At 55.9% G+C, this 15,628-nt stretch carries 15 protein-coding genes and 1 tRNA gene; 12 read left to right on the top strand and 4 right to left on the bottom strand.

Translation table 11 applies throughout. The annotated features are described in order from the left end of the window. Positions 1-150: 150 nt before the first annotated feature. On the bottom strand, positions 151-378 hold the full coding sequence (locus E8E68_RS01950) for a hypothetical protein (RefSeq protein ID WP_110744778.1): 228 nt from the start codon (positions 376-378) through the stop codon (positions 151-153). A gap of 241 nt (positions 379-619) precedes the next feature. Between E8E68_RS01950 and E8E68_RS01945 the strand changes: the two genes are divergently transcribed. Then, positions 620-1,066, top strand: coding sequence for a hypothetical protein (locus tag E8E68_RS01945; RefSeq protein ID WP_280339421.1), 447 nt, complete (start codon positions 620-622; stop codon positions 1,064-1,066). A 112-nt stretch (positions 1,067-1,178) separates the two neighbouring features. On the opposite strand, the gene gabP is transcribed toward E8E68_RS01945, so the two are convergent. Then, the gene (gabP, locus tag E8E68_RS01940) at positions 1,179-2,564 is read right to left on the bottom strand and encodes a GABA permease (RefSeq protein WP_280339419.1); all 1,386 of its coding nucleotides are present in this window, start codon (positions 2,562-2,564) and stop codon (positions 1,179-1,181) included. Positions 2,565-3,202: 638 nt separating this feature from the next. On the opposite strand from gabP, the gene E8E68_RS01935 reads away from it, so the two are divergent. The 5 genes from E8E68_RS01935 to E8E68_RS01915 all read left to right on the top strand — a co-directional run bounded on the left by E8E68_RS01935 (position 3,203) and on the right by E8E68_RS01915 (position 7,509). Then, entirely contained in the window at positions 3,203-3,976 is a 774-nt protein-coding gene (locus E8E68_RS01935) for an ABC transporter ATP-binding protein (protein ID WP_003255746.1), read from the top strand. 11 nt (positions 3,977-3,987) lie between these two features. Then, on the top strand, positions 3,988-4,740 hold the full coding sequence (locus tag E8E68_RS01930) for an ABC transporter substrate-binding protein (RefSeq protein WP_019439074.1): 753 nt from the start codon (positions 3,988-3,990) through the stop codon (positions 4,738-4,740). Positions 4,741-4,794: 54 nt separating this feature from the next. After that, a complete protein-coding gene (locus E8E68_RS01925; protein ID WP_110744781.1) occupies positions 4,795-5,490 on the top strand; it encodes an ABC transporter permease in 696 nt (231 codons plus the stop codon). Continuing rightward, positions 5,487-6,176 carry an ABC transporter permease gene (locus E8E68_RS01920; RefSeq protein WP_016497592.1) on the top strand — a complete coding sequence of 230 codons (690 nt, stop codon included), beginning with the start codon at positions 5,487-5,489 and terminating at the stop codon, positions 6,174-6,176. The genes E8E68_RS01925 and E8E68_RS01920 overlap by 4 nt, the downstream gene beginning before the upstream one ends. Before the next feature lie 127 nt (positions 6,177-6,303). Continuing rightward, positions 6,304-7,509, top strand: coding sequence for a methyltransferase (locus E8E68_RS01915; RefSeq protein ID WP_280339416.1), 1,206 nt, complete (start codon positions 6,304-6,306; stop codon positions 7,507-7,509). Positions 7,510-7,796: 287 nt separating this feature from the next. Here E8E68_RS01915 and E8E68_RS01910 read toward each other — a convergent pair whose 3' ends face one another. Continuing rightward, positions 7,797-8,087, bottom strand: a complete 291-nt coding sequence (locus E8E68_RS01910; protein ID WP_280339414.1) for a DUF3077 domain-containing protein — start codon at positions 8,085-8,087, stop codon at positions 7,797-7,799. Between the two features lie 523 nt (positions 8,088-8,610). On the opposite strand from E8E68_RS01910, the gene E8E68_RS01905 reads away from it, so the two are divergent. The 6 genes from E8E68_RS01905 (at position 8,611) to E8E68_RS01880 (ending at position 13,715) form a co-directional block, all read left to right on the top strand. After that, positions 8,611-8,859 (top strand): hypothetical protein, encoded by a 249-nt coding sequence (locus E8E68_RS01905; RefSeq protein ID WP_280339412.1) that lies wholly within the window; start codon positions 8,611-8,613, stop codon positions 8,857-8,859. 98 nt (positions 8,860-8,957) lie between these two features. After that, a tRNA-Thr gene (locus E8E68_RS01900) sits at positions 8,958-9,033 on the top strand. A 312-nt stretch (positions 9,034-9,345) separates the two neighbouring features. Beyond that, complete coding sequence (locus tag E8E68_RS01895; RefSeq protein ID WP_102886248.1) at positions 9,346-9,669, top strand: helix-turn-helix transcriptional regulator; 324 nt, start codon at positions 9,346-9,348, stop codon at positions 9,667-9,669. Positions 9,670-10,500: 831 nt separating this feature from the next. Continuing rightward, positions 10,501-11,826: a DNA methylase gene (locus tag E8E68_RS01890; RefSeq protein ID WP_280339408.1), complete on the top strand. Its 1,326-nt coding sequence runs from the start codon at positions 10,501-10,503 to the stop codon at positions 11,824-11,826. 62 nt (positions 11,827-11,888) lie between these two features. Further along, positions 11,889-13,031 carry a DUF262 domain-containing protein gene (locus E8E68_RS01885; protein WP_280339406.1) on the top strand — a complete coding sequence of 381 codons (1,143 nt, stop codon included), beginning with the start codon at positions 11,889-11,891 and terminating at the stop codon, positions 13,029-13,031. Positions 13,032-13,034: 3 nt separating this feature from the next. Further along, a complete protein-coding gene (locus E8E68_RS01880; protein ID WP_280339404.1) occupies positions 13,035-13,715 on the top strand; it encodes an MAE_28990/MAE_18760 family HEPN-like nuclease in 681 nt (226 codons plus the stop codon). A 191-nt stretch (positions 13,716-13,906) separates the two neighbouring features. Here E8E68_RS01880 and E8E68_RS01875 read toward each other — a convergent pair whose 3' ends face one another. Then, a complete protein-coding gene (locus E8E68_RS01875; protein ID WP_280339566.1) occupies positions 13,907-15,517 on the bottom strand; it encodes a sensor domain-containing diguanylate cyclase in 1,611 nt (536 codons plus the stop codon). Between the last annotated feature and the right edge of the window lie 111 nt (positions 15,518-15,628).

Below are 15,628 nucleotides of genomic sequence, written 5' to 3'. Positions count from 1 at the left end.
TCAAGCTTCTGGTGGTTGCAAAGTTACCCGAAGCGACAACAAGAAACCCGCCTAGTGCGGGTTTTTCGTTGTCTGTGATTTTTGACCTGAGGCGGTTTGGAAGAACGAAATCGAGAAACCCGCAGCCATACGCAGACTGCGGGTCGAGCCTTACTCGTCCGACATGGAACGAAGATGCTCGAATGCGTCCTCGGTCATGTGCCCCAGGTAAGAAACGCTGTGTAGCTGGAACTCGCCGTGCGCCTTGCTTTTTTCGATAATTGCGGCGATGTCAGCCTTGGTGATCCGCTGCTCGTCGCAACCGGCGAAACCGGTTGGGTAGTAAACATTGCCGTCGGCCCTATAGCCGTAAAGGGTTATCAGGTAAAAGTACTTCATGGCTGCTCCTTTGTAGCGCAAACGTGCGCACCCTTCACAAACGCCGAATTGGCGCAGTGACAAACTGCCTGCCAACATGGCGGGCAGCGGGAGACAAGCTACGCAGGGCCTACGGTCAGCATAATCGGGATATCTATCCCACAGACCTCTAACCCAGCTACAGCGCACAGGCGCCCTGCTTGGGTTTATCGGGCAATTGCGCTTCAATACGCGCACTTTCAGACACACCCAAGGATTCCCCATGGCCACCCCTACCAAGCAACAGAAACGCGCCAAGCGCGCCGCCAGCAAGGCCAAGCAGAACCGCATGGTACGCAGCGGCCAAGCGGTCAAGGCCAGTGCCGGCGACAGCGCCAGCGTCGACCAGGTGTACAACAAAGCCATGGAGTCGGGCAGCTACGACGCGATGTTCAACAAAATGAAGGAAGCCCAGGAAAGCGGCGGGCTGGTACCGATGATTTCGGTGTTCCTGGTGGACCCGCTGCTGGCCTTGGTGCTCAAGGGGCACAAGGAAGAGCACGCTACCGACTACATCGTGCTGGTGTTCAACGCCTACCGCAAATGGCTGGACGGCGCCGACGAAGAGGCCACCATGGCCTGGCTGGAAAGCGATGAGTTCCAAAATGCCTATATCGCCGCTTCCGAGCTGGTGGCCAAGCAGCAGCAACAACAGAAGCAGTTTGGCTAACAGGGCCATGTAACCTGTACCGGCCTCTCGCAGGCCCCACAGGGCCAGCACAGGCAACAAAAAAGGCCGCACCCTTCACAGGGCGCGGCCTTTTCATTTCAGCTAGCGTGGATCAGTTGTCCAGCGCCACCCGCCCGGCAGCTTCGCGCTTGCGGTGCACCAGCAAGCCGGCCGCTACCACACCAATGCTCAGCAACGCAGTCGCGATGATCTCCGCACGGTGATCCTCACGCAGCGCCATCACCACCAGAATGGCAACGATGAAGGCAATCGTCGCCCAGGTCAGGCCTGGGAACAGCCACATCTTGAAGGTGATCTTCTCGCCACGCGCCTCACGCTGGGCGCGCATGCGCAGTTGCGATACGGCAATCACCAGGTACACCAGCAGGGCAATGGCGCCGGAGCTGGCCAGCAGGAACTCGAACACCTGGGCCGGGGCCACGAAGTTGGCGAACACGCAAAGGAACGCCGCTGCGGTAGACAGCAGTACCGCCACATGCGGGGTCGCCGCCTTGGTGGTGCGCTGGGCGATGGCCGGCGCGTCGCCACGCTTGCTCAGCGAGAACAGCATGCGCGACGACGTGTACAGCGCCGAGTTCAAGCAGCTGGTCACGGCAATCAGCACGACGATGTCGACGATCAGCTTGGCATTCGGCACGCCGATACGGCTAAGCACCGTCTGGTAGGAACCGGTTTCGGCCAGAGCCGGATCGTTCCACGGCACCAGGGCCACGACCAGGAAGATCGACACCAGATAGAACAGGCAGATACGCCAGATCACCGAGTTGGTGGCGCGGCTGATCTGCTTGCCAGGGTCCTTCGACTCGGCAGCAGCAATGGTGACAATTTCGGTACCCATGAACGAGAACATGGTGGTCAGCATCGCGGCCAGCACTGCGCCCAGGCCATTAGGCATGAAGCCCTGGGTGTCGAACAGGTGGCTGGCACCACTCACCTGGCTGCCCAATACAAAGCCGAACATTGCCGCACAACCCACAACGATGAAACCGATGATCGCCAGTACCTTGAGCAGGGCGAACCAGAACTCGAACTCGCCGTAGTTCTTGACGCTGCACAGGTTGGTCAGGGTCAGCGCCAGGGTAATGATGAGGGAGAAGGCCCACAGGTCAACCGCAGGGAACCATGCATGCAGGATGGCGGCGGCGGCGTTGGCCTCCAGCGGAATCACCAGCACCCAGAACCACCAGTACAGCCAACCAATGGTGAAGCCGGCCCAGCGCCCGATAGCGCGGTCGGCATAGGTAGAGAAAGAACCGGTGTCTGGCGACGCAACGGCCATTTCACCCAGCATGCGCATTACCAGCACCACCAGCGTACCGGCGGCGGCATAAGCCAGCAGCACGGCCGGGCCGGCAGCTGCGATGGCGTGGCCGGAACCTACGAACAAGCCGGCACCGATGACGCCAGCGATGGACAGCATGGTTACATGCCGTTGTTTGAGCCCCTGAGCGAGGTCATTGGAATTGTTACCGCTCATAAAACTACCTTTGTAAGGAGTGGACCACTCCGACTGCGGGTACGGAGCGCGCCTGGGGTTGACCTAGGCATCGCTGCAATCGGCGGTTTCCTACTGGCAATAAGCGCGCCACCTGCTGAATGCATTCGTCAGAAAAATCTGCGGGCCTTTAAGGGCGCGGTTTGGAGGGCTTTCGGCCACACCCTGACCGAAAGGGCACCAAATCGTTTAATTACTGAAATACCCACTTACAAACGCACCAAAGGTGCTCCTCGGTAACACCCATGCACCACTGCAATGCCGAAAAGTGCAACCCTTAGGTACAACCCTATAGCCTGTTGACGCGTCCACAGATCAACCTGCCCTCTGCGAACACGTTTGACCTAAAGGTCGGGTTTACCGCCCGAATGGGCCAAAACCGCTTCCATGAGCGGGCTAAAGCTGGCACCATCGCGCCTTTTTTCATCAAGGCTCTGGTGCTGGGCGAGACCTTCGCGGACATCCGCGCGACGTTACGCTGTAGCGATGCGACAAACTGCCCCACCAGTGCCCACAGTCCCTAGCGACCCTGTTGGCCGCCTAATGCCGCTATGCTAGCTTGGCGCACGCCAGGAAGGCCGCCAACAGCTGGGAACGCACCGAACACATGAGGACCGCACATGGCTCAGGCCACGCCCGCGCTGGAAATCCGCAACCTGCACAAACGCTACGGCGAGCAGGAAATTCTCAAGGGCATTTCGCTGACCGCACGCGACGGTGACGTGATCTCCATCCTGGGGTCTTCCGGCTCCGGCAAGTCCACCCTGCTGCGTTGCATCAACCTGCTCGAGAACCCGCACCAGGGCGAAATCCTGGTTGCCGGCGAAGCCCTCAAGCTCAAAGCTGCCAAAAACGGCGACCTGATCGCCGCCGACAACCGCCAGATCAATCGCCTGCGCAGCGAAATCGGCTTTGTCTTCCAGAACTTCAACCTGTGGCCACACATGTCGATCCTCGACAACATTATCGAGGCGCCACGCCGCGTGCTCGGCCAGAGCAAGGCCGAGGCCATCGAAGCCGCCGAAGCGCTGCTGAACAAGGTTGGCATCTACGACAAACGCCACAGCTACCCTGCCCAGCTTTCCGGTGGCCAGCAACAGCGTGCCGCCATTGCCCGTACCCTGGCCATGAAACCAAAAGTCATTCTGTTCGACGAGCCCACTTCGGCCCTCGATCCGGAAATGGTCCAGGAAGTGCTTAACGTTATCCGCGCATTGGCCGAAGAAGGCCGTACCATGCTTTTGGTCACGCACGAGATGAGCTTTGCCCGCCATGTGTCCAGTGAAGTCGTCTTCCTGCACCAGGGGCTGGTCGAAGAGCAGGGGTCGCCGCAGCAGGTCTTCGAGAACCCGACCTCGGCGCGTTGCAAGCAATTCATGTCAAGCCACCGCTAACGGAGCAATACATGCACACCTACAAGAAGTTTCTCCTGGCAGCTGCTGCCACGCTGGTGATGTCGGCAAACGCCATGGCCGCAGAAAAACTGCGCATGGGCATCGAAGCCGCCTACCCACCGTTCAACAACAAGGATGCCAGCGGTAACGTGGTTGGCTTCGATAAAGACATCGGCGACGCCCTGTGCGCCAAGATGAAAGTCGAGTGCTCGGTCGTTACCTCCGACTGGGACGGCATCATCCCGGCCCTGAACGCCAAGAAGTTCGACTTCCTGGTGTCTTCGCTGTCGATCACCGACGAGCGCAAGCAGGCTGTGGACTTCACCGAGCCGTACTACTCCAACAAGCTGCAGTTCATCGCGCCGAAAAACGTCGATTTCAAGACTGACAAAGCGTCGCTGAAAGGCAAGGTCATCGGCACCCAGCGCGCCACCTTGGCCGGCACCTACCTTGAAGACAACTACCCGGATGTCGACGTCAAACTTTACGACACCCAGGAAAATGCCTACCTGGACCTGGTCTCCGGCCGCATCGACGGCATCCTGGCTGACAAGTACGTGCAGTACGAGTGGCTGAAAAGCAAAGATGGCTCGAACTTCGAGTTCAAGGGCGAGCCAGTGATGGACAGCGACAAGATCGGCATTGCCGTGCGCAAAGGTGACACCAAGCTGCGCGACGACCTGAACAAAGCCCTGGCAGAAATCAAAGCCGACGGCACGTACAAGAAGATCAACGACAAGTACTTCCCGTTCAGTATCGAATGACCCGCCCTGACCGGCGCGCCCAAGTGGCGCGCCAGTCCCTAAAATGACCTGCCCATGAATATCGACCTGCACGGATTCGGTCCGGCCATGATGGCCGGCACCCTGATGACCGTAAAACTGGCGCTTTGCGCCTTGCTGCTGGGGCTGGTGCTGGGCCTGCTCGGCGCCCTGGCCAAAACCTCACCGCTCAAGCCCCTGCAATGGCTTGGCGGCTTCTACTCGACCCTGGTTCGCGGCGTGCCCGAACTGCTGTGGGTACTGCTTATTTATTTCGGCACCGTCGGGCTGATGAACAGCCTCGGCGAAGCCCTGAACATGCCCGGCCTGGAACTCAGCGCCTTCGCTGCGGGCGTCATCGCCCTGGGCCTGTGCTTTGGCGCCTACGCCACCGAAGTGTTCCGTGGCGCCATCCTGGCGATCCCCAAGGGCCACCGTGAAGCTGGCCTGGCGCTGGGCCTGTCCAAGGGCCGCATCCTCTCACGGATCATCCTGCCGCAGATGTGGCGCATCGCTCTGCCCGGCCTTGGCAACCTGTTCATGATCCTGATGAAGGACACCGCCCTGGTGTCGGTGATCGGCCTGGAAGAAATCATGCGACACGCGCAAATCGGCGTGACCGTGACCAAAGAGCCGTTCACCTTCTACATGGTTGCGGCCTGCATCTACCTGGGCCTGACCGTCATCGCCATGACCGGCATGTACTTCATGGAAAAACGCGCCGCTCGCGGCTTTGCGAGGGCTGAACAATGAATTGGGAAGTCATCTTCAAATGGCTGCCACGCCTGGCCGAGGGTGCGGTGCTGACCCTGGAGCTGGTGGCCATTGCCGTGGTGGCCGGGTTGATCCTGGCCATCCCGCTGGGCATCGCCCGCTCCTCGCGCCACTGGTACGTGCGCGCCGTGCCGTTCAGCTACATCTTCTTCTTCCGTGGCACGCCGCTGCTGGTGCAGTTGTTCCTGGTCTATTACGGCCTGGCGCAGTTCGATGCGGTGCGCTCCAGCTCGCTGTGGCCGTACCTGCGCGACCCGTTCTGGTGCACGGTGCTGACCATGACCCTGCACACCGCCGCATACATTGCCGAGATCCTGCGCGGCGCACTGCAGTCGATCCCCAAAGGTGAGATCGAAGCGGCGCGGGCGCTGGGCATGTCGCGTGGCAAGGCGCTGTTCTACATCATGCTGCCCCGTGCTGCGCGCATCGGCCTGCCGGCCTACAGCAACGAAGTGATCCTGATGCTCAAGGCCAGTGCCCTGGCCAGTACCGTGACCCTGCTGGAACTGACCGGCATGGCCCGTACCATCATTGCCCGGACCTACCTGCCGGTGGAAATCTTCTTTGCCGCAGGCGTGTTCTACCTGGTGATCTCCTTCTTGCTGGTGCAGGGCTTCAAGCTGCTGGAGCGCTGGCTGCGCGTGGATGCCTGCCAGGGTCGCTGAGACCTTACTCGCCATTTCGCGGGTAAACCCGCTCCCACAGGTAAATCACAGGCCTTGAAACCTGTGCTAATCCTGTGGGAGCGGGTTCACCCGCGAAGAGGCCCTTAAACCCAACACACTTCTTCCCATGCCCAACCACCTCCACAGCCACCACCTAAGCACCCGCTTCAAGGCCCTCGACCAGTTCCTGATCGAGCACCAACCGCTGTGGAAACCCCGCCCCTTCACCACCCTGCAACTGGCCTGGGAGGCCACCCACCCAGAGCTGGCTGCCCACCTGCGCCAATGTTCACTGGCAGACGCCGAAGCCGACAGCGCCACTGACCGCTTGCCAGCCCCATTCCCGCAATTGGCCGAGCAAGCCCGACAGCTCGCCACGCTCGGCAGCCTTCCGCAAACCGACCTACCACCTGCCGCCCACCGCCTGGACGTCGCTGTGCCCGGCCGCAAATGGCAGCAGATCGAAGCCTTCGCCAGCCACCTGGCCTTCCGCGAGCCGCCCCACCACTGGCTGGACTGGTGCTCTGGCAAAGGCCACCTCGGCCGTCGCCTGCTGCAACCCGGGCAACACCTGACCTGCCTGGAGTACGACGCCGAACTGGTCGGTGCCGGTCAGGCCCTGAGCGCACACCACCACTTGCCCGCACAGCACGTACATCAGGATGTGATGGCCAGCGACAGCGCCCGCCACCTGGCGGGTGACAAAAGCGTGGTTGCCCTGCATGCCTGTGGCGACCTGCATGTCCGCCTGATGCAACTGGCCAGCCAGCAAGGTTGCCGGCAACTCGCCGTAGCCCCCTGCTGCTACAACCGCATCGCCGCGCCGCACTACCAGGCGTTATCCACAGCCGCGCAGGCGTCCAGCCTGCAGCTGTCGCTGGACGATCTGGGCCTGCCCCTGAGCGAAACTGTCACTGCCGGCGCCCGCGTGCGGCGCCAGCGCGACACCTCGATGGCCCGCCGCCTGGGCTTCGACCTGCTGCAACGCCAGCAGCGCCAGAGCGATGAATACATGCCGACGCCTTCCCTGCCGGTGGCCTGGCTGGAGAAGCCCTTCGAGCAATACTGCCGCGACTTGGCTGAACTGAAGCAATTGCCAGTGAGCGGCGACCCGGACTGGGCAATGCTGGAAGCTGCGGGCTGGCAACGCCTGGCCGAGGTTCGGAACCTGGAGCGCGTGCGCAACCTGTTCCGTCGGCCACTGGAGCTGTGGCTGGTACTCGATCGCGCCCTGTTCCTCGAAGAACAAGGCTATGACGTGCGCCTGGGCCTGTTTTGCGATTACCCGCTGACCCCGCGCAACCTGTTGATACTCGCGGAACGTGACCGTTAGCCGCAGCACAACCTGTGGATAAGTCTGTGAACAAGCTTGTGATTACCTGTTGGATCCAAGGGCTATTTCAAACGCTTGGCTTATTCCCACTTGCTGCTGCAGGCCAGTAAAAACAGGCGTTTGCGCAAAGACCAGCGGCGTAGCGATGCGGCATGCCTTTCGCGCAAGTCGCCGATGCCACTTGTGCATAAACATTTCTTGTGGTTAGCGCAAGCGCTGTTGGCGCGGTTATTTGTGGGAGCGGCCTTGCGCCGCGAAAGGGCTGCAAAGCAGCCCCTCTCCCAGTCTCAATGCGCCTTACCCTTGGCGATCTCGATATCGTTCATCAACGCCTTGGCCATGTCGCACAGGTAATCGGCAGCCCCCAGGAATTTATGGTCATCCTCCATATCCCCCTCACGCACCAAGTGCTTGATGTAGCCCATCAGGATCGAGACATGCTCGTAGGCAGCATCCACCGGGACGCCGGGTTGAACGCGAAGCAGATTTAGGGATGGGTTACCGGCAGCGAGGAAGGTTTCCACGCCTGCGGTGGTGACAGGTTGGGGGCTGTTGGGATCAGAATTGATCGTTTTCACTTTTCAAACTCCTAGTTCAAAAGGAGTTGCCGTGTTCATTCTTTCTCACGGAACAAAGGCGGCAACCGTGCACGAGGTGAGAAACCGAGTGAACATAGGAAGCCCGGCCAGACCAAGGTCTGCCCGCGCACGGTCGCCATTACGCAGCCGATACGTTCAGGTCGGGTTCTCACACCCGGTCGTCAAAGCGACCCGAAAACGGTATCTGTGAGCCATTTCCCCGACAACAGCGATACTTCGGCAGCGCGCGTAGGATACTTCCGAAGCATCCCACTTCTGAAGCTTTTAGCCCCATGATTCAGAATTGCCTTACACAGATAGCCGCGCTTACGCGGCCCCCTGTGGGAGCGGGTTCACCCGCGAAGAGGCCACACCAGGCAACACAAGGCTAATGCTCACCCACCGTAACGGTGTATCATCCGCCCCCCAAATCATTAAAAAGTGACGTCGCGCGCTGCCCGCCAGCCCCGCGGCCTTCTGGCGTTGCGCCAGAACCGACAATGGACCAACGGACCTGACCATCGTGACCCGAGCCAAACCCCTCGCCCTGTTGACCCTCGCCCTGGCCCTTACCGGCTGCGCCGGCGGCACCTCGCCCCACCCCAACAGCAACCTGGGCTGGAACCACCCCGGTATGCAACTAGGCGGCGACAACGGCCTGCCCCTGCGCACCGAAAGCCCCTGCCGCAAGCGCGGCTGCGACAACGACAAGCTGTTCTTCAACCCGGGTAAAAGCGAGCCAAACGTCAATACCATCCACCGCGGCTGGTAGGAAAATTCTCCTTTTGGGCCGGTGACTTAGGTCTTTTGCGAACATTCGCAAGGAAGTGGTTTACAGGCGCCAAACGATCGTTATAATGACGCCCCATTGCCGGTATAGCTCAGATGGTAGAGCAACTGACTTGTAATCAGTAGGTCCCGGGTTCGATTCCTGGTGCCGGCACCATACGCAGTATCAAGAAAGGCTCACCGAAAGGTGGGCCTTTTTTGTTTTCAACCCCCGCAGTACCGCCCTCCACTCTTGCCCCTGCCAGCGTCTTGTTCTTACAAATCCACTGAAGCCACCACGATCAGTGTGGGAGCTGGCTTGCCTGCGATGGGCTGCGCAGCAGACCCACCCACCCCAGGCTGATGCAATTCTCTGATCATCAGCACAGTTCCAAAGCAGACAAACCCTCCAACACAAACGCTTTGACTCGCCAACCAATCCCCACTACGATTTATCGCAAATTTTAGATATTTCTGCCGAGGCAAGCCAATGGCGCTTCAATTCCACGAAAGCCCTTTCCACGCCACCCACGACGCAGATACCGCCAGCAAAATGGCCTTGAAAATGGACTTGTCCATTTTCATCACTGACTGCATCAAAAAAATGGGCCTCAAGCAGCATGATGCCGCGGCCAAGTTGAACGTGACCCAATCCCGCATATCCGAGCTTGCAAATGGCAAGATCGAGAAATTCACCTTGGACGCCATGATGGACATGCTGGACAAGCTCGGCTTTCGCACCAGCCTGACCCTGCCCTCGAACGATGCCGGTTCACCTCCCCAGATCGTGATCACCCAAACGCCTGGCAGCTAAACCCTGTATCCCATTTTTCTCAGTTCTTGCTTCAACTCCTTCATCCGCTCTTCGGCGACTGCATCGCGTGCCGGTCGGGCCTGTTGGTCGTTTTTACGAACGAATGCAACACGACGACCATGTCTGCAAATTTGGCCACATACAGTCAGGCATGCCCCGGTCATCGCATTGCTGCTTGCACCTGGGTCAGGATCTCGCGGCACTGGTCTCGTCAGCCAATGCAGCCTCCACCCGCCCACCGGTAACGGTGCTCAGGAGGCCAGATCATGAGATGCCCTTGCTCTTGGTCGTAATGAGCCGCCAGTCCCGCGTTAGAGGACATCCCCACAGGTCGCAGGGGCCTTGATCCCTGATAACACTCAACATTCTTGGCGGGATGACATGGGGACGATCCAAAATGAGATTCGGGAGGGTTTTGATCAGCGGATTGATCGAGAGGAAAACGGCACCTCGACAATTGAGTTCTGCAAGGCACCGGCGTTTGCGCAACGGAGAAGCCCTACGAACGGATTAGTATCAATGATTCCTAGTGATGGCAGAAATCTGACCTCTTGACCTAGAGTGAAAAATCTCACCTTGTTCTTGAAAATCTCTTGGCACCCATCACATTCTCCCGGCCCTGCGGCTTCTCTGGTAGCCCAAAGACTAGGCAGGCTGTGAGCGTCGATCCTCCTGCTGAAAAAAACGTTATCAGATCAGTTCTCGCCTAACGTGGAAATCTGGTACTACGTGGCGTAAAATTCAACCTTGCGGCCCCCAGACAACGGCTCATTACTGCTACGAACTCTGGTCTTTACCTTTCTTTGCACATGACATGAAGAGTCGTACCCAATGAAGCCTCATTCGACCTTTTTCGATAATATAGCGATTTCTAATCCAAAGCTTTACAAAGCCCCTAAGGCATCGCAAGAGTCTAGAGTTTTTCCTTACTACGCCGGTTACTCCAGCGAGTTCTCTAGCAATATATTGTCTACACTGAAGCCGACTCGAAACGCTTTGGTATTCGACCCATGGAATGGTAGTGGAACAACTACAACCTCTGCGTATTCGCAGGGTTTCGACTGCATTGGCTTTGACTTAAACCCTGCAATGGTTCTAGTCGCCAAGGCACGCCTACTATCGCCATTAGAGCGCCCCAGCCTGATTTCAATTGCTAAATCATTAATTGATCAGTCGCAACTAAGCATAGAGGCGCTCACGATAAACGATGACGAGCCTCTACTAAAATGGTTTAACACCGGAAGCACTGTTGCGCTCCGAAACTTAGAAACTAGAATTAACAATCTATTAATATCGAACGAAACATATATCCAGCTAAACAACAATAAGGCCATGGATCAAGTCTCGTCGCTAGCCGCTTTTTTTTACGTAGCACTGTTCCGAACCACGCGAAAGCTGCTTCTAGATTTTATACCTTCAAACCCAACCTGGGTAAAACAACCTAAAACAAAGTTGAACCGCAAGCGCCCATCACAAAGCACTATTTATACGGTATTTTTAGACGAAATCAGAAGCTTGAGTTTGCTCGATGGACTTAACGGCTTTAAGTCTCGCGAATCTGATTCAACTGCATGCTTAAAAATTGGAAACGCAGAAAACATTGCACTCAATAATGAATCAGTCGATGCAATTATATCGTCCCCGCCATACTGCACTCGAATAGATTACGCAGTATCTACCGCCATAGAACTTGCGGTTATCCGATGCGAACAGTCCGAATTTGACACACTCCGCAGAGGGCTTACTGGAACATCTACAGTGCAACGTATTGCACCAACCCTTGAGAGCAAATGGGGTTCTACTTGCGCTCTATTCTTAGAAAGACTGTACAACCACCAGTCGCATGCCTCGAAAGGCTACTACTTCAAAAATCATTTGCAATATTTTTCCTCATTATCTCGATCAGTCGAAGAAATTTCTAGAATCTTGAAGCCTGGAAGCCCCTGCTTTTTAGTGGTGCAAGACTCTCACTATAAAGAAGTCCATAACGATGTACCCACAATAGTTACCGAAATGGCAAGCCATTCAGGACTAGCAATTGTGCGGAGAGATGATTTTAAGGCTTCAAGATCAATGGTTGATGTAAACCTTAAGTCCAAGAAATATCTCAATACCAGGAACACTACTGAGAGTGTTCTATGTTTTCAAAAAAACTAGAAATATACTGTTATTTTTTACAAGAAGATTATCCGTCGAATATCGTGACAGGGAGTAAGTAGATGAACGATTCAAATACTGCGGACGTCGATATTGTCGAAATGGAACCAGAGGGAGAAGGACTATCTGGTTTCGAGAAGAAGTACAAGGCGCAAATGCGCCAAATTGTTACACAGAAGCTTGACATCCCGATCTCCACACTTCCTGCAATGCTCGATGATAACATTAAAATCAATCCTGAGTTTCAACGTCGTGATCGCTGGGATGAAGAAAGGCAATCACGTTTAATCGAATCTCTTTTGATGAACGTCCCGGTCCCACCAGTATTTTTAGGCGAGGATGATTACGGATTTTATGTTGTCTTAGATGGCAGACAACGCCTCACCGCAATCCAGAACTTCCTAAATAACACTTTAGCCTTGAAGGGGCTAGTAGTTTGGGACGACTTGAATGGTCTTAGATTCAATGACCTTGTCAAAAGAGGTCTGGATAAGCACCTAACTAGACGTTTCCTTTCAGCAATTGCTCTACTTAAAGAATCTTCCCCGGCCATTAAATATGATGTTTTTGATCGCCTCAACACAGGCGGCGTCAAAGCTAATGAAATGGAAGTTCGCAATGCTGTCTTCCGAGGGCCTTTTACGGATGCATTGCATAAACTGTCACGCCACCCAGATTTTTGTAAAGCATGGGAAATACCTGTAGACCCGATTGAGGCTCAATCCAATCCGATCTACCAGAAGATGATCGACCTATCTATTGTTTTGCGCTTTTTTGCTCTTTCTGATCCGGAAAAAATTGATACCACTTTCAAAGACTTTCTCGGAGAGTTCATGGAGGAGCGTAACAAGCTATATATCGCAGATCCAAATCTTGAAAAAATGGATGCAGAACGCTTTGAGCGCGCAGTAGTAAATAGCCTTACTGTATTTGGTACAAATTCTTTCAGAAACCCTTCAAAGATGATGAAGGGTCCACCGTCACTCCCAATTGCTGAAGCAATTATGATCGGCTTGTCGGAGTACGACCCAGCGTTAATAACAGAAGAAATTGCAACACAAATAAAGGCTGATTTCGCGACACTTTGTAGCGACCCAGACTTCCTCAAGTCTGTATCAAGCGGCACTAATGGAAAAGGCGCCATTAAAACCAGGATAAACAAAGCGAGGGATATGTTTAGCTCGCACCTCAAAAAGAAACCTTGAGTTATGGACAACAATTTTATAGCTACGGATGACTTTTTAAGCTCTCTTGAAACTATTGAAGAAGTAGCGCTATCGCTATCAACTCCTGCAGCGCTAAAACCTAACCAACTCGCCTGCACAAATGCAATAAGCTGCTCAGTTATAGTACTACTTAGCGGGTACTTTGAAAGCTACCTCAAGAATATAGTAAAAGACTATATAGACGCCATCAACAACTTAAACAAACCTATACACCAAATTCCGGTAACTATGCGGCTCAAGCATTACTCTGGCGGTGCGGACGCCTTAGTAAACGCTAGTAAAAAAGACAAAAAACTCAAATCAACAAATATATCAGAAGACCTAGCCAGACGATTAGGATCTTTAGATCAACCGAAATACTATCTCGCCTGGGAGTCATTTGCCAATACAAAATCGAATCCTGGCACAGAGACTGTTACAACACTATTGTCTGGTCTTGAAATCGAAAAGGCTTGGAATTCGATTGATGACCTAAACAAGTCTCATGGCCGACTAGACCTATTTCTCACGTCTTTCATAGAGATGCGTAACGTGTGTGCCCATACAGGTCGTCATCACACACCTCCTTCTGGAGCTGATCTAATAGACTATGTTGGAAAATTTAAAAGCCTCGCTGAATGCATCGACATGGTAATAGGTTTACGACTAGCAAATTTTGCATAGCTCTTTTCTAGGCAGTGAAAGGGTAGATATTGAGATAGAGTTGAATTAGGCACCAGGAAAAGCCTATGCTTATCAAGTGACTATATATAAATTCGACTCCTGGTGCCCCATACGCAGTATCAAGAAAGGCTCACCGAAAGGTGGGCCTTTTTTGTTTTCAGTGTCGTTATGCCCCCTCGCCCTCCCCCCTCTCAAACCCTCCGCAACCCCCGCCGCACCTCTTTATCGGCATACATCAACTGATCCGCCGCTTTAAGCGCGGCCTGCAGCGAAGTCGCAGCGGGATCAACACTCGTAATACCAAAACTCGCACCCGCGTAATCGAACCGGCAGTTGTCAAACTCGTAGCTACCAATCAGCAGCGGCACCAGCCGTCTGCGCATCGCTGCGGCAGTTTTGGCCATTTCGTCCGGATGGATCGAAGCGGTCAAGCCGATCACAACGAACTCGTCACCACCCCAGCGCCCAAGTTCATCCGTTGCCCGCAACCCGCCCTGCAAGCGCCGGCTGCTTTCGATCAGGAACTTGTCCCCCACCTCGTGCCCGTACGTGTCGTTGATCGCCTTGAATTCATCGAGGTCGATAAACGCCACCAGCACCCCCTGCCCCGTTCGCTTCGCCAATGCGAAATGCCGATGCAAGGCAGCCAGGATTGCCCGCCGATTCTTCAACCCGGTCAGCGCGTCATAGTTTGCCGCATAGCGTTCTTCCTGGCGGCGCAATAGCATCTGCCCGGCCACACGGCTGGAGAGCAAGATCAAGATCAACCCGAGCGCTGCCACAGAGGCTCCGGTCCAGTAGTACTGCTGACGCATCGGCTGCAGGTGATCAAGCTTTGCCAGCGTCAGCAGCTGATATTGCGCGTCGTTCAGGGGCTGGCGATGCACCAGATAAGGGTGCCCGCCAATCAGCCATTGATCGGCCTGAGCCGCGGCAGCCACTGCGCGGATATCCATGGGCTCGCCCGGCTCTTCGTCGCCATCCAGAGGCCTGCGAATATCGGGCGGGAGCAGTGCCGCCACGTTACGCAGCATGAAGGGTTCGCTGGACGCGGTGGTCACACGGCCCTGACGGTTCACTATCAAGGCAATGTGACGCCCTGTCAGGTAGAGGGCTATGTCCGGGGCATCGAACTTGACCGTGACAGAGCCGAGTGGCTGGCCGTCAGCATCGTCGATGCGGCTGGCTACGAAATAGGAGGGGGTTTTGTTCAGGCGGGCAATGCCGAACATTTCACCACTGCCGGTGCGCAATGCGTCGAGGAGGTAGGCCCTGCCCGTATAGATCTGGCCAACGATGCTGAATGACTCCGCCCAGTTGCTGGCCGTCACCGTATCGTCTGAGAGGTTGTTCATGTAGATACGGGCATAGTGAAGATCACTGGCCAATCTATCCATGAAATCACCCACGCTTCGCACCAGCGGGTCACGGGTGAACTTCGAAGCGCGCTCCTCACGTGTGAGTGCCGCGAAACCGGGCGGATCATGGCGATATCGGGCAGCGAGTTGGATCACCTCGCTTTGACGGGCCACCATGTTGGCCACGCTGGCCATCTCGGTGAACAGGCGGTCTACGACTCGCCCCGTGATCTGGGCTTCGTATTCGGCGCCTGCCGCCAGGTTGTCGAGTTCTTCTGCCGTAAGGCGCTGCGCTACCCACCCGCTCAGGCTTGCCACAAGTGCCAACCAGACGACCACAACGCCTAGCGTCACCCGGCGCACGATGGATGGAATGTCCCTGCGTTGTCGCCGTTGCGACGGATCGTAACTCACGCCGCGCTTGCCGGTTGAATGGGGCACCAAAGCAACTCCTTTTGCGATACAGCAATGTGCATCATCGACCCTGCGATACCCCGCCAAGGCGAAGCTCGCTAGATTGTAAGACATTCACCTCAGTGGATCGCCAATGGATTG

It is taken from the genome of Pseudomonas sp. BN607 (genome assembly GCF_029871175.1).
In the GTDB taxonomy this organism is placed as follows: Bacteria; Pseudomonadota; Gammaproteobacteria; order Pseudomonadales; family Pseudomonadaceae; genus Aquipseudomonas.
Note: the sequence above shows the minus strand (reverse complement) of the source record. Positions and strands in the feature narration are given on the sequence as shown.

Excerpts from the sequence above, each read along its gene's own strand:
- E8E68_RS01895 (WP_102886248.1), top strand. The coding sequence starts at position 9,346 with ATGGCGCTTCAATTCCACGAAAGCCCTTTCCACGCCACCCACGACGCA.
- E8E68_RS01945 (WP_280339421.1), top strand. The coding sequence starts at position 620 with ATGGCCACCCCTACCAAGCAACAGAAACGCGCCAAGCGCGCCGCCAGC.
- gabP (WP_280339419.1), bottom strand. The coding sequence starts at position 2,564 with ATGAGCGGTAACAATTCCAATGACCTCGCTCAGGGGCTCAAACAACGG.
- E8E68_RS01935 (WP_003255746.1), top strand. The coding sequence starts at position 3,203 with ATGGCTCAGGCCACGCCCGCGCTGGAAATCCGCAACCTGCACAAACGC.
- E8E68_RS01930 (WP_019439074.1), top strand. The coding sequence starts at position 3,988 with ATGCACACCTACAAGAAGTTTCTCCTGGCAGCTGCTGCCACGCTGGTG.
- E8E68_RS01950 (WP_110744778.1), bottom strand. The coding sequence starts at position 378 with ATGAAGTACTTTTACCTGATAACCCTTTACGGCTATAGGGCCGACGGC.
- E8E68_RS01925 (WP_110744781.1), top strand. The coding sequence starts at position 4,795 with ATGAATATCGACCTGCACGGATTCGGTCCGGCCATGATGGCCGGCACC.
- E8E68_RS01880 (WP_280339404.1), top strand. The coding sequence starts at position 13,035 with ATGGACAACAATTTTATAGCTACGGATGACTTTTTAAGCTCTCTTGAA.
- E8E68_RS01885 (WP_280339406.1), top strand. The coding sequence starts at position 11,889 with ATGAACGATTCAAATACTGCGGACGTCGATATTGTCGAAATGGAACCA.
- E8E68_RS01890 (WP_280339408.1), top strand. The coding sequence starts at position 10,501 with ATGAAGCCTCATTCGACCTTTTTCGATAATATAGCGATTTCTAATCCA.
- E8E68_RS01915 (WP_280339416.1), top strand. The coding sequence starts at position 6,304 with ATGCCCAACCACCTCCACAGCCACCACCTAAGCACCCGCTTCAAGGCC.
- E8E68_RS01920 (WP_016497592.1), top strand. The coding sequence starts at position 5,487 with ATGAATTGGGAAGTCATCTTCAAATGGCTGCCACGCCTGGCCGAGGGT.